At 67.6% G+C, this 19280-nt stretch carries 16 protein-coding genes; 2 read left to right on the plus strand and 14 right to left on the minus strand.

Annotated features, from left to right (window positions below; translation table 11 throughout):
- On the plus strand, nucleotides 1-704 hold a 704-nt coding region (tagH, locus tag AC1RVW_RS23495; RefSeq protein ID WP_493202844.1), incomplete at its 5' end, for a type VI secretion system-associated FHA domain protein TagH.
- Nucleotides 697-1500, plus strand: coding sequence for a PP2C family protein-serine/threonine phosphatase (locus AC1RVW_RS23500; protein WP_106936128.1), 804 nt, complete (start codon nucleotides 697-699; stop codon nucleotides 1498-1500). The genes tagH and AC1RVW_RS23500, both read left to right, overlap by 8 nt.
- Before the next feature lie 12 nt (nucleotides 1501-1512).
- Here the strand turns inward: AC1RVW_RS23500 and AC1RVW_RS23505 are convergent, their stop codons facing one another.
- The 14 genes from AC1RVW_RS23505 to tssB form a co-directional block, all read right to left on the minus strand.
- The gene (locus AC1RVW_RS23505) at nucleotides 1513-1893 is read right to left on the minus strand and encodes a DUF4150 domain-containing protein (RefSeq protein WP_106936129.1); all 381 of its coding nucleotides are present in this window, start codon (nucleotides 1891-1893) and stop codon (nucleotides 1513-1515) included.
- Nucleotides 1894-1908: 15 nt separating this feature from the next.
- On the minus strand, nucleotides 1909-2553 hold the full coding sequence (locus AC1RVW_RS23510; protein ID WP_493202847.1) for a DUF3540 domain-containing protein: 645 nt from the start codon (nucleotides 2551-2553) through the stop codon (nucleotides 1909-1911).
- A 52-nt stretch (nucleotides 2554-2605) separates the two neighbouring features.
- Nucleotides 2606-3655: a pentapeptide repeat-containing protein gene (locus tag AC1RVW_RS23515; RefSeq protein ID WP_493202848.1), complete on the minus strand. Its 1050-nt coding sequence runs from the start codon at nucleotides 3653-3655 to the stop codon at nucleotides 2606-2608.
- Nucleotides 3652-6363 (minus strand): DUF2169 domain-containing protein, encoded by a 2712-nt coding sequence (locus tag AC1RVW_RS23520; RefSeq protein WP_493202850.1) that lies wholly within the window; start codon nucleotides 6361-6363, stop codon nucleotides 3652-3654. The genes AC1RVW_RS23515 and AC1RVW_RS23520 overlap by 4 nt, the downstream gene beginning before the upstream one ends.
- 18 nt (nucleotides 6364-6381) lie before the next feature.
- Complete coding sequence (locus AC1RVW_RS23525; RefSeq protein WP_159053675.1) at nucleotides 6382-6813, minus strand: hypothetical protein; 432 nt, start codon at nucleotides 6811-6813, stop codon at nucleotides 6382-6384.
- An 11-nt stretch (nucleotides 6814-6824) separates the two neighbouring features.
- A complete protein-coding gene (locus AC1RVW_RS23530) occupies nucleotides 6825-9194 on the minus strand; it encodes a type VI secretion system Vgr family protein (RefSeq protein ID WP_493202852.1) in 2370 nt (789 codons plus the stop codon).
- A gap of 20 nt (nucleotides 9195-9214) precedes the next feature.
- A complete protein-coding gene (gene tssH, locus AC1RVW_RS23535; RefSeq protein WP_285411676.1) occupies nucleotides 9215-11932 on the minus strand; it encodes a type VI secretion system ATPase TssH in 2718 nt (905 codons plus the stop codon).
- Nucleotides 11929-13101 (minus strand): type VI secretion system baseplate subunit TssG, encoded by a 1173-nt coding sequence (tssG, locus tag AC1RVW_RS23540; RefSeq protein ID WP_106936136.1) that lies wholly within the window; start codon nucleotides 13099-13101, stop codon nucleotides 11929-11931. Before tssG ends, tssH begins: the two co-directional genes overlap by 4 nt.
- On the minus strand, nucleotides 13098-14969 hold the full coding sequence (gene tssF, locus AC1RVW_RS23545) for a type VI secretion system baseplate subunit TssF (RefSeq protein ID WP_081268114.1): 1872 nt from the start codon (nucleotides 14967-14969) through the stop codon (nucleotides 13098-13100). Before tssF ends, tssG begins: the two co-directional genes overlap by 4 nt.
- Nucleotides 14970-15096: 127 nt before the next feature.
- Nucleotides 15097-15642, minus strand: a complete 546-nt coding sequence (tssE, locus tag AC1RVW_RS23550; RefSeq protein WP_106936137.1) for a type VI secretion system baseplate subunit TssE — start codon at nucleotides 15640-15642, stop codon at nucleotides 15097-15099.
- Complete coding sequence (locus AC1RVW_RS23555) at nucleotides 15639-16502, minus strand: type VI secretion system accessory protein TagJ (protein ID WP_409194625.1); 864 nt, start codon at nucleotides 16500-16502, stop codon at nucleotides 15639-15641. Before AC1RVW_RS23555 ends, tssE begins: the two co-directional genes overlap by 4 nt.
- Before the next feature lie 97 nt (nucleotides 16503-16599).
- A complete protein-coding gene (locus AC1RVW_RS23560) occupies nucleotides 16600-17082 on the minus strand; it encodes an Hcp family type VI secretion system effector (RefSeq protein WP_081268111.1) in 483 nt (160 codons plus the stop codon).
- Between the two features lie 47 nt (nucleotides 17083-17129).
- Nucleotides 17130-18638 carry a type VI secretion system contractile sheath large subunit gene (gene tssC / locus AC1RVW_RS23565; RefSeq protein ID WP_081268110.1) on the minus strand — a complete coding sequence of 503 codons (1509 nt, stop codon included), beginning with the start codon at nucleotides 18636-18638 and terminating at the stop codon, nucleotides 17130-17132.
- A gap of 26 nt (nucleotides 18639-18664) precedes the next feature.
- The gene (tssB, locus tag AC1RVW_RS23570; protein WP_081268109.1) at nucleotides 18665-19240 is read right to left on the minus strand and encodes a type VI secretion system contractile sheath small subunit; all 576 of its coding nucleotides are present in this window, start codon (nucleotides 19238-19240) and stop codon (nucleotides 18665-18667) included.
- Between the last annotated feature and the right edge of the window lie 40 nt (nucleotides 19241-19280).

The following is a 19280-nucleotide window of genomic DNA, read 5'->3' on the forward strand; positions in this document are numbered from 1 at the left end:
CTCCACCGCCTCCCGCGCCACCGCCAGTGGTCGCCGCACCGGCCACGCCACCACCGCAGCCGCAACCCCCTGCACCCACTGCACCCACTGCCGACTCTTCGTCCGAAGCCCTCTTCAAGGCTTTCCTCGAAGGCGCGGGCGTGCCCGAGATCGCCGGCCAGCAGCCGCTCGACATCGAGGCCATGCAGCGCCTGGGCCGCATCATGCGGGCCTTCACCGACGGCACCATCGAGCTGCTGTCATCGCGCGCCATGCTCAAGCGCGAGGTCCGCGCCGAGATCACGATGATCGTGGACGAGGAGAACAACCCGTTCAAGATCCTGCCCAACGGCCGCGCGGTGCTGATGCAGATGTTCGGCGCGCGCATGCCCGGCTTCCTGCCGCCCGAGGCCGCCGTGCACGACGCGCTCGGCGACCTGCAGTCGCACCAGCTCGGCATGGTCGCCGGCATGCGTGCCGCGCTGCTCACGCTGCTGCAGCGCTTCGATCCCGCGGCGCTCAGCCGCGACACGCCGCACGACGGCGGCATCGGCGAGAAGTTGCTGCCCGGCGGCCGCGAGGCGCGCCTGTGGCGCCAGCTGCAGGCGCTGCATGCCGAGACCACGTCGGCCGTGGAGGACGATTTCCAGGCCGTGTTCGGCCGCGCCTTCCAGCAGGCCTACGACAAGGAGATGGAACGGCTGAAGGAGGCGCGCCGTGGTTGAAGCCGCCCGCTCTTCCTCGTCGTCCTTCGCCGTGCCGATCTCGACCTCGCAGTTCTCCTGCGTGGGCGAGCGCAGCGGCAACCAGGACGCCATCGGCTACCACCTCGACGAGCGCAACGGCTGCTTCGTGGTGAGCGACGGCGTGGGCGGCAACGCGGGCGGCGAGCTGGCCTCGCGCATCGCGGTCGACACCGCGCTCGACACCTTCGTCGACGACCCTTCTTTGGCCGCCGGCAACATCCAGCGCTGCGTGAAGGCGGCGAACGACGCCATCCTCGCGAAGCAGCGCGAACTGGCCGACCGCAGCCGCATGAGCGCGACCTTCGTTTCGCTGTTCGTCGACCGCGCGAGCAACCAGGCCTGCTGGGCCCACGTGGGCGACAGCCGCCTCTACTGGTTCCGCCGCGGCGCGCTGATGCAGCGCACCGAAGACCACAGCCTGTCGGAACGCTCGGGCGACGCCGCCGCGAGCCAGCACCACGGCGGCGAGCGCCTGGTGAAGACCAATCTGCTGTACCGCGCGCTCGGCGCGCGCGCCGCGGCCGAGGCCACCATCACCGCGACGCAGCGCCTGGCCGACGGCGACGCGTTCCTGCTGTGCACCGACGGGCTCTGGCAGCTGATCTCCCAGCAGGTGATGGAGCGCTCGCTGCAACTGGCCGACAGCGCCGAAGAATGGCTCGCGCTGCTGCGCCGCGCGGCCGAGGCCAAGGCCGACGAGACGCAGGACAACTACTCCGCGCTGGCCGTGTGGGTGGGCTTTCCGCAGCAGGTCACGCTGGCGGGGCCGGTCTGAATCGATGCGCCTTCAGGGCGCCAGCATCAGCACCTTGAACTGGCTCGGCACGACGCGCATGCCGACGATGTTGCAACGGTTCTGCACCGTGATGCTGGTGACCCGCGTGGCCGGCGTACCCTTGAGAAGCACCGTGAATGCGCCCGTCACATGCCGCGATTGCTGCATGAACGTCTGGGACACGACCCCGCCCAGCACCCCGGGCTGGTCCCCCAGGGTGATCGGCGTGGTCGTCGCCATGTTGTGCGCCGGCATCGCCATGAAGAGGATGTTCCAGGCATTCGGAATGGCCATCGGCCCCAATGCCATGTTCGGGTATGGAATGGGCACCGGCGACTTGCAGACGTCGGGGAACGCCATGTCCATCCCCATGAGCTGACAGTTGGCAAACATCTGGTACCTCCTTGCCTAGCCCATGTGGATCTGGGCCGCGTCCACTTTCACCAGCTCCTGGCCGGTGACCACCGTGTGGTGGCCGTGGATGCGCACCGTCTCGCCGGCCTTGTAGTCCATGTGGCCGGCTCGCACCTGGTCGACTTCATCCGTCAGGCGCAGCGTCTGGCGCGCCATTTGCACGATGCGGTCGGCCACGGTCTCGAAGACCTTGCCGACCAGCCGGACGCTTCCGGCCGCCGCCTGCACAGAGCGCGTGACCAGCCGCAGTTCGCCGATTTCGCACTCGCCCTCCTCCGTCTTGAGCACGAAGCGTTTCTCCGCGCGAAGCCTGAGCTCCGAAGCGCTCGCGATGGTCACACGGCCGTTGCCGCTGGGCGCGAAGGTGACATCGCCCGCCGCCTCGATGCAGCTCGATGACGCGTCGGCCTGCTCGATCACGGCGATCAGGTAGGCGCGCGCGCTGTCGGGACCGGACACCAGCACGGTGTCGCCGCTGGCCGGCTTGAGCAGGCAGCTGGCCGCGCGACGGCAGATCCAGGCGGCACCGTCCTCGTCGTCGACGGTGACGCGCCCGTCCGGCAGCAATGCGGTGACCACCCCCTGGAAATGGACCGGAGCCGTCAGCTTCGAGGCTTTGCGCAGTGAGACAACTGGCATGGAGATCTCCTTGTTTGATGGATGAACAGTGGAACGTGCAGGCTTGGCGACATCAGCCCGGATGCTGGATCTCCTGAGCCCTGAACAGCTCCGGATCGTTTTCGACGATGCCGCCGCTGCCCGAGAAACGCGCACCCGTGCGCTCTGCGCGATGAAAGCGGGTGCGCAGAAAGCGCGCATCGCGCAGATCCGCGCCGTGCAGATCGGCATAGGAAAAATCGGCGTCATGCAGGTCCGCCTCGCGGAAGCCGGCATTGCCTGCCTTTGCGCGATGGAACACGCTCAGTGGCAGGCGCGAGCGGCTGAAATCGGCTCCCTCGAGCTTGGCGTCGGCCCAGATCGACTGATCGAACACGGCGTCGCTGCAATTCGCTTCACGCAGATCGGCCTCGGGGAACATGGCCTGGGCGGCATCCGCGCCGCTGAAGTTCGCCCTGGTCAGCGTGGCGCCCTTGAAGTTGCTCTGCGTGAGCACGGCGCGGCTGAAATCGACGGCCGCCATCGCGCTGTCGGTGAACTGGCAGCGCAGGAAGGCCGTGTGCTGCAGGCGCTGACCTTCGAGATTGCACTCCATCAGGATCGAACCGTCGCATTGGGCCTGGGCGAACTGCACCGTGCGCAGATCCATGCGGAAGAACATCAGGTGCAACAGCCGTGCCCCACGGCAGTCGAGCTGGTCGACCGTTGATTCGGTGACGACGATCTGATCGCAGATGCTCGGCTTCAGCACAGCATGCCCGAGCTCGCACCGGGTGAAAGCCACGCGCTCCAGTTGCGCGTTCCCGAAATCCGCGCGGCCCAGCGAGGATTCGAAGAAGTTGGTGTCCTGCATGAACACGCGCCCGAGCTGCGCGGCCTCCAGCCGGCACCGGAACACGCGCGCGCCCTTCAGGCTGGCGGCCGACAGGTCGGCCTGGTCGAGATTGCATTGCGTCAGCGCACTGTCGTCGAGGCTGGCACCGCGCAGATTCGCGCGGCTCAGGTCGACACGCTCCAGCTGGGCGCCCGACAAGTCGATGCCGCCGAGATCCTGGCCCGCGAAACTCGCCCCCACCACCGGTTCGCCATGCCGGATCTTGTCCAGAAGTTCCTCGACTTTCATCGAACCGGCTCAGTCTTTCTCGCGGGCAAGGTCTTGGCGCCCTGGGTGTAGGCGCCGATGAAGGTGGTCGAGCCGTCGATGGCGGCCTGCGACACGTCGGCGCGGAACAGATTGGCGTCCTGCAGGCTGGCAAAGCGCAGATCGGCCTTCGAAAGATTGGCGTCGATGAGGCTGGCACCGCGCAGCGAGGCTTCGCGCAGGTCCGCGCGAATGAACAGGCTCTCGCCGGCATGCAATGCCTCCAGCCGCGCGCGCCGCAGGTCGCATTCGGAGAAGTCGCAGCCTTCGAGCCGCGCCCCCGCGAGATCGGCGCCGACCAATATGGCGCCGCGCAGGCCGCACTGCCGCAGCGAAGCGGCGCGGAACACGGCCTGCACCAGGCTGCAGCCATGCACGAAGGAACAGGTGACGAAGCTGGCCTCGGTGAAATCGACGCCCTCGTGCGCATCGACGGTGACGAAAGCACAGGCCTCCAGCGAGGCTCGCACGAAGGATGCCCCCTTGAAGCGGCACTCGATCCAGCTCACCTGCTTGAACGCGGCGTCGTCGAAAGCGATGTCTTCCAGTGCCAGCTTGACCATCGCCATCTGCTCCCACCGGGAGCCGCGCGCATCGCAGCGCGCCCATTCGCTTTCAAACAGGTCGGCCTGGTCGAACGCGGCACGCGCAAGCACGCAGGAGCGAAAAACGGTCTTGTTGCATCGCGTGTTCACGAAGCTCGCGCCCGTGAAGTTCACGCCTTCGCATTGCGCCCCACCCAGGTTGGCCTCGTCCAGCCGCGCATCGGTGAGCGAAGCCCGGACCAGCCGCGCGCGCGCGAGCACCGCGCGCGTGAAGTTGCAGCCATCGAGCCGCGCGTCGCTGAAGTCGACGTCTTCGAGGTTCGCTCCGGTGAAGTCGGCGCCTCGCAGATCCATGCCCGAGAGATTGGCGCCGACGAAGTTCATGCCCGCGAAACGACGCTCGCCGCTGGCCGCGGCCTCGAGGCGCCGCCGCAGCCGCCTGGAGCGCAAGCTGCTGGCCGGCGGCGCCGGCTCGAGCAGGTGCGCGCCATGGAGGTGGCCCAGGCGCACGCTGCGCCCGGCCTGTTCGCGCAGCCGCGCGCTTTCGGCGGCTTCCTCGGCGGTACGGGGTGTCGGGCGCTCGCGCGCCGCGTCTTCCTCCATGCGCGCGAGGTCGCGCAGCAGGCTGTCCGGGTCGAATCGGCGCTGCACAGGCTTGCCGGTCCGCGAAGCCACCTCGGCCATGGCCTTGTCGATGCTCGCCTTGATCTCGCCGGACAGCTCGCGCGGATCCATCTGCGACAGCGGCGGGATGTCGACATCGGGATGGGCGGCAGCCGGCATGCCCTGCGCGACGGCCTGGGCGCGGCCCTCGGCGCCGCGGGCGAGCGCCGTCTGGCGCATCTGCTCGAAGGCCCGATCGGCTTTTTCGGCGAAATCGGGCAGATCGTCGATGGAGGCCGGTGGCTGCAGGTCCGGCTCGGCCAGGGGCGGCAGATAGCGTTCGGGATCCAGGCCCTGTTCCAGCAGACGGGCGCGCAGGCGTTCGCGCTCGCGCTGACGGCCCGCGCGCAGGTTGCGCACCATCGGGAGCGAGGCGATATCGGGCATCTGCTCGCCTGCCCACGGCCCCATGACCTCCTTGGGCACCAGGTCGCTGTCGCGCAGGACCAGCACCGCCTTGGCTGGGTCGATGCGCTGCTGCAGCACCTGCTGGTAGTGGGCGACCGGCCGCGGCTGTCCGCGCAACTCGAGCGCGGGCATGATGTGCTTGACGTCGGCCGCGTCGTCTTCCGCGATGGGCGATGCGCCGTGCCAGACCAGGATGACCCGCTCGGCGTGCGGAAAAAACCAGGCCGTGCTCAGGCGCAGCGCGATCTCCGACAGCGCACCGCCGTCTTTCTGGAAGCTGGCGAAACAGCGCGCCTGCCAATCGGGCAGCTGGCCGCGCATCACCGGCTGCCGCGGGTGCATGTTCCACAGTTCGTAGGCGGCGCCCGGCGGCAGTTCGCTCTGGCCGGGCAAGCGCTGGTCGGCGGGCGCGGCATTGAAGTAGCGCCAGTCCATGTCATCGGCGAAACCGGGGTAGTCGTGCTGCAGCCACTGCTGGTCGTAGGCGCGCCCCATCAGCCCGAGCCGCTGCGGCCGATCGGGGGGCACCGCGCCGAAGCCCGCGGCCGCTACGCGCCGCCCGGGTGTGTCCTGGCGCGCGCCGGGCAACTCGACATTGGGAAGCCGGCGCGTACGGACGCCGTTGATCACTTCATCGAAGCTGCCGATGCCTTCCGGGTTTTCGGCCTCGCCCGGTCCGCCATAGGCGTGTGCCCAATCCAGCCTCAGGCGCTCGAACGGCTGTGCGGCGGTCGCCCGGCCGTCGAGCCAGTAGCGGTCACCGCTCACCAGCAGCGACTTGGCCTGGCCATGGAAGACGGCCTGGGCCGCGCACAGAGTCTTGTCGTCCTGGTGCGCCGTGTACGCATAGCCGCTGACCAGCCACTCGGGCTCGATCTTCGGCACGCCCATGTCCAGCACGTTGCCCGGCCCGATCTCGTCGGCCGCCAGCTTCCAGAGATCCTGGTCGGGCATCAGCAAAGGCTCCGGCGCCAGGCTGGCCATGGCGAAGACCGATACGCCCAGGAAGTCCCGCCGCTGCCGTCGGAAGGGCCGCGTGATGATGCTCAGTCGGAAGGGCTTGATGGTCTTCATGGCGGCAGCGCACCCGCTTCAGCGCACCGGCTGGTCGATGGCGATCTCGCGCGAGACCGGGTCGAAGCGCAGCTTCACGGAGCGCCCCGGCGCGAAGTCGGCAATCTTCACCGGGCTGATCGGGGCGACCAGTTCGGTCTCGTAGGCGGGCGATCCATCCCCGGGCTGCACCTGCAGCTTGAGCCGCACGAGGATGTAGATGCGCTCGACCCGCGTGGCGGTGTCATGGCTCTCGAGCACCACGCCCACGGCCGGCTGGCCGGTACGAAGCACCCGCTCGGCGCGATCGGTGCCCATCACCTGGCGGTTGACCGTGCTCTGCGTGCCCATCACGCGAAAGACCTGGCGCTTGGCCACCGTGGTCAGCACGAACACGATCAGCGCGATGACGGCGATGGGAACGATCAGGTACCAGTACTTGGTGAACCACACGGCGAGAAGATCCAACACGTGCCCCGGTTTCAGAGATAGACGGTGATTCCCCTGGGGTTCACCTTGATCTGCGACAAGTCGATCTTCATCGCCCTGTTGTCCGCCGTGAAAACCGTCTGGGTGGTGGTGAACAGGCCCATCGCACCACTGGAGGAATACACGTCGAACTTGTTGATGGCGCCCGTGAGCGAGTAGGCATTGAACCCCAGGTTCAGCCCGGCAATGCTGGTCACCAGCCCGTTCACGAACAGCGAAGTGCCGTTGAGGCTCACGTTGATCCCGTTGATCCCCATGTTGAAGCCCTTGAAGGCAATGCCCCAGTCCGTGAAGGTCACCTTCTTGGAGGACTTGTCCTCGACATGGGGCGCATCCAGCACGATCTTGGTCGGCGACTTGACCGTGATGTCCGCCGCGGTGCTCTCCAGGTTCATGGGGCCATCGGTCGTCGCTTTCAGCGAGGTGGTCGCATGCACCTTCTGCGCGCCCTTGACGAGATAGTCCTCGTCGCCGTCGACCGTCACCTTCTTGCCCTTGGTTTCCTCGGTGTACAGGCCGACCACCTTGGTGGTCTGGGGACCGGCGATGTCTTCCTTGAGCGAGGTACCGATGATCCGCTCTTCACCGCTGTCGACCGTGTCCTTGCGCTTTCCGGTGACATGGATGGTCTGGTTGCCGATGACGTCGACCTGCTGGTCGCCGCCATCCACCTTGATGAACTGGTTGCCGCCGTTGACGGTGATCGTCTGCGGCCCGCCCTTGTTCACCGTCAGCGTGTGCGGCCCGTTGACCGTCTCGTCGAGCGAGGTGTTGGTCGTGTAGGTGTCCGCGCCTTCGATCAGCGTGTCGCGCGTGCCGTCCACGGTGTGGGTTTCGTTGTTCTCCACGCTGAGGCTGAAGTCCTTCTGCGCGTGCATCTTGATCGACTCGCTGCCGGGGTCGTCGTCGATCACGAAATGGTTGGCCAGCTCGCCGTCGCCCTTGATGGTGCGGCTGATGAAGCCGCTGACCGTCGCCTTGGCCGGCAGTTCGAGCGGCGGCATCTGGTCGGCGTTGTAGACACGGCCGATGATGATCGGCCGGTCGGGGCAACCGGCGATGAAGTCGACGATCACTTCCTGCCCCACGCGCGGGTGGTTCACCGCGCCGAAGTTCGAACCGGCCCAGGCGCTGGACACGCGCACCCAGCATGAGCTGTCCTCGTTGCGCTGGCCGTAGCGGTCCCAGCGGAACTGCACCTTCACGCGGCCGTACTTGTCGATCCAGATGTCTTCACCGGGCGGGCCCACGACCGTGGCGGTCTGCGGGCCATGCGTGGTCGGCATCCGCGTGACGCGCGGCGCGCGGAACGGAAACGACGTGGGCTGCACGTCGAAGTCGAAGCTGTAGAAACCGTCGGGACTGCCCGTCGCATAGCCGCCCTCGCGCAGGTTGTACGTGACCGAGACGATCAGGTATTCCTTGTTGTCCTCGTCACGCGGCGCGTTCTGCATGTCGAAGCGGTAGCCGGGCGCCATGCCGCGCACGTTGCAGTGGCCGGTGTCGACTTCGGCCTGCGCCTGCGCTTCCTCGAGCCGGATGCGCGCGTAGTGCTCGCCCTGCCCCGCGTCGCTGTAGCCGCCGAGCCACTCGTACATCTCGTAGCGGCCGTGGTCGTTCTCGCGCGGCTGGCTGCGCGTGTTGAGCAGGTCGGCCTTGGGCTTCTTGAAGTCGAAGTCGTCGACCACGTAGGTGCCGGGGCGGATCTCCTCGGTCACCTCCCACTGGTCGATGACTTCGCGGCCCGTCTCGCCCGCGCGATCGCTGGCGAGGTAGCCGATGCGCGGATAGCCCGGCAGCGTGTCGTGCGCACCCATGTCGTCGGCCAGCACCAGCGTGTGCTGGTTCTCGTCGTGCCTGAAGTAGTAGTAGATGCCTTCGTGTTCCATCAGCCGGCTCACGAAGGCGAAGTCGGTCTCCTGGTACTGCACCGAATAGTCGCGCTGGCGGTAGGTGGCGCTGAGCTTCTTCTCGAAAGCGAACCCGTACTCGCCGAGCACTTCGTCCAGGATGTCGACCACCGACTTGTTCTGGAAGATCTTGCAGTCGCTGGTGCGCGTGAGGTACCAGAGCCATGGCCGCACGAGCGCCCGGTACACCACATAGCGCGACGAGCTCTCTTCGCGCCCGATCATCGTGAAGCGCGTGATCTGCCCATTGAGATAGCGCGGCGTCCCGTCGATGGTGACGATCTCGAGCGTGAGCGGCTTGCCGAGCACCGCCTTCATGTCGACGGATGTGTTGGGGCTCAGCAGGTCGACTTCGAACTCGAAGAGCTCCGACAGCGCTTCCTTGCCGTGCATCGAACGGAACAGCAGCTGGTCCGGTGGAAGCGGCGTGTGTGCGGTGACGACTCTGGCCATGCGGTGCTCCCTTTCTTCGCTCAGTGTTCGGAAAATTCGTAGTGGAAGTCGTCTCCCGCCGCGCCCAGCCGCACGGCGGCGAGCTTGCGCGCACTGACCGTGGCGCCGATGACTTCCTCGCTCAGCCGCGGGAGGATCGTGTGCGTGAGGATCGCGTCGATCATCCGGCCACCCGACTCAATGGCCGTGCAGCGCCTTGCGACCAGTTCGACCGCGCTGTCGTCGTAGGCCAATGCAATGCCGTGGTTCGCCTGCAGGCGCGCAGCGATGCGATCGAGCTGAAGCCGGATGATGCGATGCAATGCTTCCGCGTGCAACGGGTAATAAGGCACTACAACCAGGCGGCCGAGCAGCGCGGGCGCGAACACCTTCAGCAGCGGCTCGCGCAGCGCGGCGGCCAGCGGCTCGGGGTCGGGCCGCAGGGCGGGGTCTTCGCACAATTGCATGACCAGGTCGGTGCCGACGTTGGAGGTCATGATGATCACGGTGTTGCGAAAGTCGATGTGCCGGCCTTCGCCGTCTTCCATCCATCCCTTGTCGAACACCTGGAAGAAGATCTCGTGCACGTCGGTGTGCGCCTTCTCGATCTCGTCGAGCAGCACCACGCTGTAGGGCCTGCGCCGCACGGCCTCGGTGAGCACGCCGCCTTCGCCGTAGCCCACGTAGCCCGGAGGCGCGCCCTTGAGCGTGGAGACGGTGTGCGACTCCTGGAACTCGCTCATGTTGATGGTGACGAGGTTCTGCTCGCCGCCGTAGAGCGCCTCCGACAATGCCAACGCGGTCTCGGTCTTGCCCACGCCCGAGGGGCCGCACAGCAGGAACACGCCGACGGGCTTGTTGGGGTTGTCCAGCCGCGCGCGCGCCGTGCGGATGCGCCGCGAGATGGTCTCCAGCGCATCGGGCTGCGCGACCACGCGGGCCGAGAGAATCTCGCCGAGCTTGAGCACCGACTGCGCGTCGTCGCGCACCATGCGGCCGATGGGAATGCCGGTCCAGTCGGCCACCACGGTGGCGATGGCCTGGGCATCGACCGCCGCAAGAATGAGCGGCGACTCGCCCTGCAGCTGCACGAGCCTGTCTTGCGCCTGGGCAAGTTCGGCGCGGATCTCCTGCGCGGTCATCGCGGGCTCGGCATCCGACGTCTGCGCATCTTCCTGGGCATCTCCCGGGGCGTCGTCGGCCTGCGCCGGCACCGCCGCGGGCGAGAGTTGCTTGCGCAGCGCCACGATGCGCTCGACCAACGCACTTTCTTCCACGCGCCGCGTCTCCAGCAGCGCAAGCTCGGCCTGTGCCGCCGCCACCTCCGCCGCGATGTCTTCCACGCGCTGGTGCTCGCCCACGCCGATGGCCGCCTCGCGCCCCGCAATGCCCGACTCGATGCCCAGCACCTCGATGCGGCGTTGCAGGTCTTCGATGGCGGCCGGCAGCGCATGCTGGCTCAGCGCCACCCGCGCGCATGCCGTGTCGAGCAGGCTCACCGCCTTGTCGGGCAGCTGGCGCGCCGGGATGTAGCGGTGCGACAGGCTCACGGCCGCCTCGAGCGCGGCGTCGAGGATGAGCACGCCGTGGTGCTTCTCGAGCTCGGCCGAGATGCCGCGCAGCATCACCACCGCCTTCGGCTCGGTCGGCTCGTGCACCTGGATGGTCTGGAAGCGCCGCGTGAGCGCCGGGTCTTTCTCGATGTATTTCTTGTACTCCGACCAGGTGGTCGCGCCGATGGTGCGCAGCCGCCCGCGCGCGAGCGCCGGCTTGAGCAGGTTGGCCGCGTCGCCGGTGCCGGCGGTGCCGCCCGCGCCCACCAGCGTGTGCACTTCGTCGACGAACAGCACGATGGGCTTCGGGCTCTTCTCGACCTCGTCGATCACCTGCCGCAGCCGCTGCTCGAACTCGCCCTTCACGCCCGCGCCCGCCTGCAGCAGCGTGGGGTCGAGCACCCACAGCGACACGTCCTTCAGCGAAGGCGGCACGTCGCCGGCCGCGAGGCGAGAGGCCAGTCCCTCGACCACCGCCGTCTTGCCGACGCCGGCCTCGCCGGTCAGCAGCGGATTGTTCTGGCGCCGACGCATGAGGATGTCGATGATCTGGCGGATCTCGTCGTCGCGGCCGTACACCGGATCTAGCTCGCCCGCGCGGGCCTTGGCCGTGAGGTCGCTCGCGTACTTGGCCAGCGCGGAGCCGCCGGCCTGCGCGCCATCGCCCTGGTGCGCATTCGCCGAAGCCACGGCCGGCACGCCTTGCGCGGCGGCCGCGTCGTAGTCGTCTTCGGGCGAACCTTCGGTCCACGCCGCGAGTTGCGCCACCAGCACGTCGGGCACGATCTTGTCGAATTCGCGCGAAATGCCCGAGAGCACCTGCCGCAGCCCCGGCGTCTTGATGATGCCCGCGAGCAGGTAGGCGCCGCGGATGGATGTGGCCTCGAAGCGCAGGCTCGCATACACCCACGCGCGCTCGACCGCGTTGTCGACGTGCTCCGAGATGTCGCTGATCGAGGTGGCGCCGTGCGGCAGCCGGTCGAGCGCGCGCACCAGGTCGTTCTCGACCGCGTCGAGGTTCAGGCCCGCGCGCTTGATGATGCGCAGCATGTCGCTGTCCTGCAGCTGCAGTATCTGGTGCAGCCAGTGCACCAGCTCGACATAGGCGTTGCCGCGCAGCTTGGCGAAGGCGGTGGCGGTTTCCAATGCCTTGTAGAGCATCGGGTTGAGCTTGGAGAAAAGCGAGACGCGTCGGATATCTGTCATGAACTTGAGTCGGAGGGAGCCGCCGATGCGGAACGGGAAAACAATGCCTCGGGCTGGAACACCATGTCGCCCGCGTCGGTGTCCTGGAGGCGCGTGCCGAGCCAGCTGCCCCAGCCGAGTTGCTGCCCGCCGCCGAGCTGCATGCCGCGGGCGTCCTGCTTGCGCAGCAGGAGCCGAAGCTCCCACGCGAATTCGATGCCCACGTACTGGCGTACCCAGTCGACCACCTGCTGCAGGCGCCTGGTGCCGGGCAGAAGCTCCTGGAACTCCTGGTGCGACAGCGGGCCGAGCTCGACGCGGAACTTGCTCTGCGCATCGCGCACCGCGATGCCGACAGTGGCGCCGCCGCCCAGCCTGTGGTTGCGGCCCGAGTGGCCGAGCGTGCTGAGCTGGCGCTCGTCGATGCGCACCCAGTCGCTCACGAATTCCTCGATGCGCACGGGCACGTCGAAGTACAGCCGCAGGATCTGGATCAGGCCCTCGGGGTTGCGCGTCTGGCGCACGAGGTGGCCGGCCATGAACGTGCGCGCATGGTCGGCGATGCGGTCACGCCCCTTGAGGCCCGGCTGCCCCATGTTCATGAGGCTGGCGACGTAGTCGACGAAGCGGTGGCCGTCGGGGCGGTCCAGGCTGTTGACCGACTGCGCGTCGGCCCAGGCCCGGTAGAACAGCAGGATGAGCCGGTGATGGAACAGGTCGGCGAACGCGCTCAGCGTGTCGTCGGCATGGTGGCGCTTGCGCTCGCGCGCGTACTCGGTCATGTGCAGCGGCAGCGGGCCGTTGGGACCGAACAGGCCGAAGCCGTAGATCGAGATGCGCGGCGGACCGTCCTGCGATGCATCGACGCCCGCCACGTTCGACGGCGCGAAAGCCATCGAGGGTTCCTGCCCCAGGCGCAGCGGCTCGTCGATGGGGCGCGGCGCGCGGCCAAGCAGCGGATGGTCGCTGCGCGCATCGAGCCGGCGCAGCAGCATGAACAGGTCGTGCCCGAAAGGCTGGTCTACCAGCTGCGCCCAGAGCTCGGGGTCGGCCTCGGGCAGGCCGCGCGACACCGGCGTGGCTTGCAGGGGCTGCGGGACGCTGTAGCAGACATCGGTCGAGTCCTGCCCGGCCTCGCCGTCCCGCACCGGCAAGGCCCCCACGTCGTCGGTGAAGCCCTCTTCGCTCATACGGCGGGGCGGCGTCCGATGCGCGGGGTCCAGCGCGCGATTTCTCCGCGCTGCAGGCTGGACAGCGCGAACTCGGTGAATGCATTGAGCGACACGTGGCGGCTGAAGAACTGCTCCAGCACCGCGCCGAACAGGTACGGGCTCGCGCCGGAGAACGCGACCTCGTCGATCTTCAGCGCGATCTCCACGCCGCGCCCGAACACGATCGGCCCCGGTTCGGGCAGGCGGCGGAAGACCGGCGCCAGCGCCATCGAACGCACGCCCTGGATCTGCCGGCGCACGGCCGGATCGGCCAGGTTGCCATAAAGGTCGAGCATCTCGCGCAGCGCGGCTGCACCCTGCGTCGCGTCGACGTCGGTCAGGCTCAGGTAGTTGAGGCCGAGATGGCTGATGAGCCGCCAGGTGAGCGCGCCCTCGGCCAACGCCGGATAGGGTCGCGACGGCCCGCGCAGGATGCGTATCGAGCGCACCGGCGCCGACACGCGCAGCGTGAAATCGGACTCCAGCCCGGTCGGCAGCAGCAGCGGCAGGTCGCGGTTGGTGCACAGCGCGTCGAGCGTGATGTGGCGCAGGCTGTGCGGGAACGGCGCGTCATGCTGGTCGACCAGCGACACGTACACCTCGCTGCCGGTGTAGCTGGTGCGCGTGCCCTGTGCGCGGGCGCGGTCCGACACCAGGCGCGGCTCGCGGCGCAGCGAGAAGTAGGCGCCGAAGTCGCCGTCGTCCGCCGCGAACGAACCCAGGAAGGGCCGGAACTCGCGCTCTTCCGATCCGTTGGCCATGTGGCCGGTCACGCGCTCGACGGTGAAGATCTCGAAGTCGCGCGGCCGCGTGCGGTCGATGACCGCATGGTGCTCGTGCTGGCCAGGCCCGACCGGAATGCGGTCGCTGCGGCGCGGCACGAGGTTGATGATCGGCGTGCAGAACAGCGAGAAGTGCCTGGCATCGACCAGCCGCTCGAGGTCGGCATCGGCGCGGTCGAGCAGGATCACGATTTCCATCGTGTTGCCGCCCATGGCCTGTGCCGCCGCGCGCAGCTTGTTGACGCTGAAGAACAGGTAGCGGTCGGGGAAGGCGAAGTACTCGTGCAGCAGGCGGTAGCCCTGGAACGAGCGCGCGTCGTAGGGCAGCAGCGCCTGGTCGGGCGCGAAGCCTTCGTGGCGGATGGCATCGTCGCCGAGCGGCACGATGCGCGCGGTGCTGCCCGGGCCGCTGCGGCATACGGTGCCCACGGCATGGTGCGCCACGAGTTCGAGCACGCGCAGCGCATGCAGCTCGGCGCCCGACAGGAAGAACTCGAGCCGCTCCAGCGGCATCTCGGAGAAGCGCGCGCCGCCCACCGCTTCGAGCCGGATGGTGAGCGCGCTCTTCGCCTGGCGCGCAACCGCCGGCATGGCATGAGCGATTTCCGCCGGCACCGGGCCGATGCCGGCCTCGGCCACGCGCACGGGCCACAGCGTGACGGCGTGGCCGGTGCGGAACTCGCAAGCCGTCTGCTCGCCCTTGATCATGCGCCCGCGCAGGATGGTGTGGCGCGGCAGCTCGTAGCCGGCCTTCAGCGAGCCTTCGTTGAGGTTGCCGTCGATCTGCACCACGGCCATCGCGGGCAGCGGCGCGAGGAAGTTGGGGTACACCACCTCCAGCAGCCGCTGCGAGAAGCGCGGAAATTCCGCGTCCATCTTGAGCTGGATGCGCGCGGTGAGAAAGCTGAAGCCTTCGAGCAGGCGCTCGACGTACGGGTCGCTGACCTCGATGCCGCGCATGCCCAGGCGGCCCGCGATCTTGGGATAGCGCTGCGCGAACTCGGCCCCGAGCTCGTGCATGTAGGTGAGCTCGCGGTTGTAGTAATCCAGCAGCCGCGCATCCATCAGTAGCTCACCCCCAGGCTTCGCGCACTTCGTGTCGCTACGCCTCCCCCCTCACCGGGGGCAACACCAGTGGCCCGGCAAAGCCGGTTCCACGGTGTTTCTTGAACAGAAGGCAAGAGCCACTGCATCACAACCCTCCCGTGGGCCGCAGCACCATGTGGCCGCTCTCCAGGTCCAGTTCGGAACGCAGGATGAATTCGATCGGATAGGGCACCGACCACAGCGTGCCGCGGATCTCCAGCGCAAGCAGGTTGTGGTGCTCGAGGTCGGTCGCGTCGGTCACGCAGCGTACGTCGATGCTGTCCTTCATGATGCGCGGCTCGAAGTCGATGATGGCGGCGCGGATGGCGGCCTCGACATCGGCGAAGTCGACCTCCGACATGCGCCCGCCGGCCCAGCCGCGCACGCCGTAGTTCACCACCGAGCGGCGCGCGCGCGGCATGGCGTTGATGTCGTGGTCGGCACCGAAGTTGGTGGTGTTGAGCAGCCACTGCAGGTCGCGCAGAACCGAGTCGCGCAGCAGCTTGCCGCTCATGAGGAACGCGCCGGCGCGCTCCTGCCGGCTCTGCGGCGCCTTGTCGGTCAGGCGGTCCAGCAGCACGGGCTGGAGACGGTCGCGCGCAACGCTTTCCTGCGACTCGCCGTCGATGCTGTTGTCCATCAATGCGCTCATGCGGTGGCGTCCTCGCGCGTGATCTCGATCAGCCGCAGGTCGAGCAGCGAATGGTCGCCGGCCTCGCTGATCAGCGTGCGCTGGCCGACGCCCGCGTATTGTTCTTCGCCGGCCAGCGGCAGCCAGTCGGTGCGGCGGCCCAGCGTGGTCTCGTCGTCGAGCCCTTCGAGGCTGCCCGGGTAGCGCACGGGCACCAGCCCGTTGAGCGCGCGGCCGTCCTGCAGTTCGATCTCGGCCGGCGCCCACAGCAGGTCGACCAGGTGCTGGGGACGCGAGAACTTGATGCGGCGTACCTCGGGAAGCGGCAGCCATGCGTAGCCCGAAGGCGTGAGCAGTTCCAGCACGGGGCCGATGCGGACGTCGCCGTCGCACAGCCATTCGAAATCGCTGCGCTGCACGGGCTCGCCGTCGAGCGCCTGTACGGCGCGGGCGTCGGAGCGGTCGACGCCGGTCAGGGCGCCGCGCAATGCGGGTGCGTCCTGGCGCGCGCTCTCGCGCAGGGCCGCGGCCTCCTCGGCGCGCTCGGCCGGCAGGGCGGCGGCGGCAACGAGCTGCTCCACCCATTCCGTGTTGCCGCCGACGATGGCCGGCGCGCGTCCGCCGGCCCAGAATTCGGCGCGATGCCGTTCCCCCGCGAGCGCCATCGAACATGTGACGCTGGCGGGCGTGAACGTGGGATCGAGCTTGGTGGCGAGCTTGAGCTGGTCTTCGGCCCGCTGCCACTCACCGCGCAGCGCAAGAAAGTGGCACAGGGCGAGCCGCAGGCTGGCGTTCTGGGGATTGGCGCGGATCTGCCGCTGTACCCATTCGGTGTGCTCGGCCACGGAACGTTCGCCAAGCACTGCAAACCCATCGCCCATGAAGTGTCCTCATTGACTGACCGGCACCACGGCGCAGGGCCGTGGCGCGAGAAAGAGGGAAAGGGAAAAAGGCGGCCGCGCGGGCCGCCGAAGGAAATCAGGCTTCCTTGTTTTCCTTGATGTTCCAGCCCAGCACCGTCTCGGCGCCCTTGCCGCCCTTGTCGGTCTGTTCCCAGTACTGCTGCTTCACCTTCGCGGCCTGGAAGGCGTACTGCACGAACACCGCGTCGGAGCCCTGCTCGGCCGTGTACTGCACCGAGGTGACGAGCACTTCTTCGAGCGTGACGCGCGTGTATTCGATCTGCGAGCCGCCGGCCTTGCACACCGACACCTCGACCTTGCTCAGGTGCTTGCCGCTGGCGCAGTTCTTCATGACCGAAGGCGCCGCCTTGTCGATGCGCGCGAGCACCTGCAGGTCGTTGAAGCTCGCCTTGCCCACGCCACCGCCACCGCCGCTGACCATGTTTCCAGGCTGCGTCGCTCCCCATGCAAACGACTTGATGTCGGTCCAGTCCTTGTGGTTCGAATCCTTCGATTCGCCGTTTGCACCTTCGACGCGCATGAACATGTCTACTGCCATGATTAACCCCCAAAGTTATTTGCGCCCGGATTCGGGACGCTGTTGAATTAGCTGCTGTCCTTCTTGTTGGATGGCAGCTTCGAAACCAGCCGCAACGACACCGTCAGCCCTTCGAGCTGATAGTGCGGCCGGAGAAAAAACTTGGCAGCGTAGTAGCCGGGGTTGTCCTCGATGGCTTCCACCTGGACCTCGGCCGCCGCCAGCGGCTTCATTGCCTTCGTGTCCTGCGACGAGGTGCCGGGACTGCCGTCGACGTAGTTCATGATCCAGTCGTTGAGCCAGCGCTCCATGTCCTCGCGCTCGCGGAACGAACCGATCTTGTCGCGCACGATGCACTTCAGGTAGTGCGCGAAGCGGCAGCAAGCGAACAGGTACGGCAGGCGCGCCGCAAGGTTGGCGTTGGCCGTGGCGTCGGCGTCGTAGTACTCGGCCGGCAGCTGCAATGACTGCGCGCCGATGAAGGCCGCGAAGTCGGAGTTCTTGCGGTGCACCAGCGGCATGAAGCCGTTCTTGGCCAGCTCGGCTTCGCGACGGTCGCTGATGGCGATCTCGGTCGGGCACTTCATGTCCACGCCGCCGTCGTCGGTCGGGAAGGTGTGGGTGGGAAGGTTCTCGACCGCGCCACCCGATTCGACGCCGCGGATGGACGTGCACCAGCCGTACTGCTTGAACGAGCGGTTGATGTTCACGCCCATCGCATAGGCCGAGTTGGCCCAGGTGTAGCGGTTGTGCGCGGCGGAGTCGGTCTCTTCCTCGAACTCGAATTCATCGACCGGGTTGGTGCGCGCACCGTACGGCAGGCGCGCCAGGAAGCGCGGCATGGCCAGGCCGATGTAGCGCGCGTCTTCCGAATCGCGCAGCGAGCGCCAGGCCGTGTGCTCGGTGTTCTGGAAGATCTTGGTCAGGTCGCGCGGGTTGGAGAGTTCCTGCCAGGAATCCATCTGCATCACCGTGGGCGATGCGCCCGCGATGAATGGGCAATGCGCGGCGGCGGCGATCTTGGCCATTTCGCCGAGCATCTCGACGTCGGGCGGGCTGTGGTCGAAGTGGAAGTCGCCGATCAGCGCGCCGAAGGGCTCGCCGCCGAACTGGCCGTACTCGGCCTCGTAGATCTTCTTGAACAGCGGGCTCTGGTCCCAGCCGATGCCCTTGTGGCGCTTGAGCGAGCGCGCGACTTCCCGCTTGGAGGCGCACATCACGCGGATCTTCAGCTGCTCGTCGGTCTCGGTGTTGTTGACGAGGTAGTGCAGCCCGCGCCATGCGCCTTCGAGCTGCTGGAAGTCTTCGTGGTGCAGGATCTGGTTGATCTGCTCGGACAGCTTGCGGTCGATCTCGGTGATGATGGCCTGCACCGAGCGGTAGGCGTCGTTGGAGATGGTGACCGTGTTCTCCAGCGCCTGCACGGCGAGCGTCTTGACGGCGTTTTCCACCGCCTCGCGGGCCTGGTCGGTCTTGGGCTTGAACTCGCGCTGCAGCAGGTCGGAGAACTCGTTCGGCTCGAGCGCCTCGACGGTGGCCTGTGCGCGGGCGGCGCCTTGCTTGGGTGCGGTACTCATGGTGGCGATGTCCTTGCTGCGAGCGCTTATTCGGAAGAGTTGCCGGGCGTGGCGGTGCCGACCTTTTCATTGGCAGCTTCCACGGCCTTGGCCACCGCGGGGTTGGGCGCGGAAGCCAGCGACTTCAGCAGCGCCGGGTTCTGCAGCGCCTGCGCGATGAGCTGCTCGGCACCGTTCTTGCCGTCCATGTACGACAGCAGGTTGGACAGCTCCGTGCGTGCTTCGAGCAGTTGCTGCAGCGCGTCCACCTGCCGCGCGATGCGCGCGGGCGAGAAGTCGTCCATGCTGTCGAAGGTGATGTCGACGTTCATCTGGCCCTCGCCGGTGAGCGTGTTGGGCACCTGGAAGGCGACGCGCGGCTTGATGGACTTCATGCGGTCGTCGAAGTTGTCGATGTCCACCGGCATGAACTCGCGCTCGGCGAGATCGGGCATCGGGTCGATCTGCTTGCCCGCGAGATCGGCGATGACGCCCATCACGAACGGCAGCTGGATCTTGCGCTCGCTGCCATAGATCTCGACGTCGTACTCGATCTGCACACGCGGCGCGCGATTGCGCGCGATGAACTTCTGACCACTGTTCCTGACACGGTTGTCTGCCATAAGCGTCCTCTTGAATCTGAAATGCGTGCGGATCTCACCC

The organism is Variovorax sp. MPBD4-3 (assembly GCF_058809745.1).

Excerpts from the sequence above, each read along its gene's own strand:
- tssC (WP_081268110.1), bottom strand. The coding sequence starts at position 18,638 with ATGAGTACCGCACCCAAGCAAGGCGCCGCCCGCGCACAGGCCACCGTC.
- AC1RVW_RS23560 (WP_081268111.1), bottom strand. The coding sequence starts at position 17,082 with ATGGCAGTAGACATGTTCATGCGCGTCGAAGGTGCAAACGGCGAATCG.
- AC1RVW_RS23510 (WP_493202847.1), bottom strand. The coding sequence starts at position 2,553 with ATGCCAGTTGTCTCACTGCGCAAAGCCTCGAAGCTGACGGCTCCGGTC.
- AC1RVW_RS23515 (WP_493202848.1), bottom strand. The coding sequence starts at position 3,655 with ATGAAAGTCGAGGAACTTCTGGACAAGATCCGGCATGGCGAACCGGTG.
- tssH (WP_285411676.1), bottom strand. The coding sequence starts at position 11,932 with ATGACAGATATCCGACGCGTCTCGCTTTTCTCCAAGCTCAACCCGATG.
- tssG (WP_106936136.1), bottom strand. The coding sequence starts at position 13,101 with ATGAGCGAAGAGGGCTTCACCGACGACGTGGGGGCCTTGCCGGTGCGG.
- tssB (WP_081268109.1), bottom strand. The coding sequence starts at position 19,240 with ATGGCAGACAACCGTGTCAGGAACAGTGGTCAGAAGTTCATCGCGCGC.
- AC1RVW_RS23555 (WP_409194625.1), bottom strand. The coding sequence starts at position 16,502 with ATGGGCGATGGGTTTGCAGTGCTTGGCGAACGTTCCGTGGCCGAGCAC.
- AC1RVW_RS23520 (WP_493202850.1), bottom strand. The coding sequence starts at position 6,363 with ATGAAGACCATCAAGCCCTTCCGACTGAGCATCATCACGCGGCCCTTC.
- AC1RVW_RS23505 (WP_106936129.1), bottom strand. The coding sequence starts at position 1,893 with ATGTTTGCCAACTGTCAGCTCATGGGGATGGACATGGCGTTCCCCGAC.
- tssE (WP_106936137.1), bottom strand. The coding sequence starts at position 15,642 with ATGAGCGCATTGATGGACAACAGCATCGACGGCGAGTCGCAGGAAAGC.
- tssF (WP_081268114.1), bottom strand. The coding sequence starts at position 14,969 with ATGGATGCGCGGCTGCTGGATTACTACAACCGCGAGCTCACCTACATG.
- AC1RVW_RS23530 (WP_493202852.1), bottom strand. The coding sequence starts at position 9,194 with ATGGCCAGAGTCGTCACCGCACACACGCCGCTTCCACCGGACCAGCTG.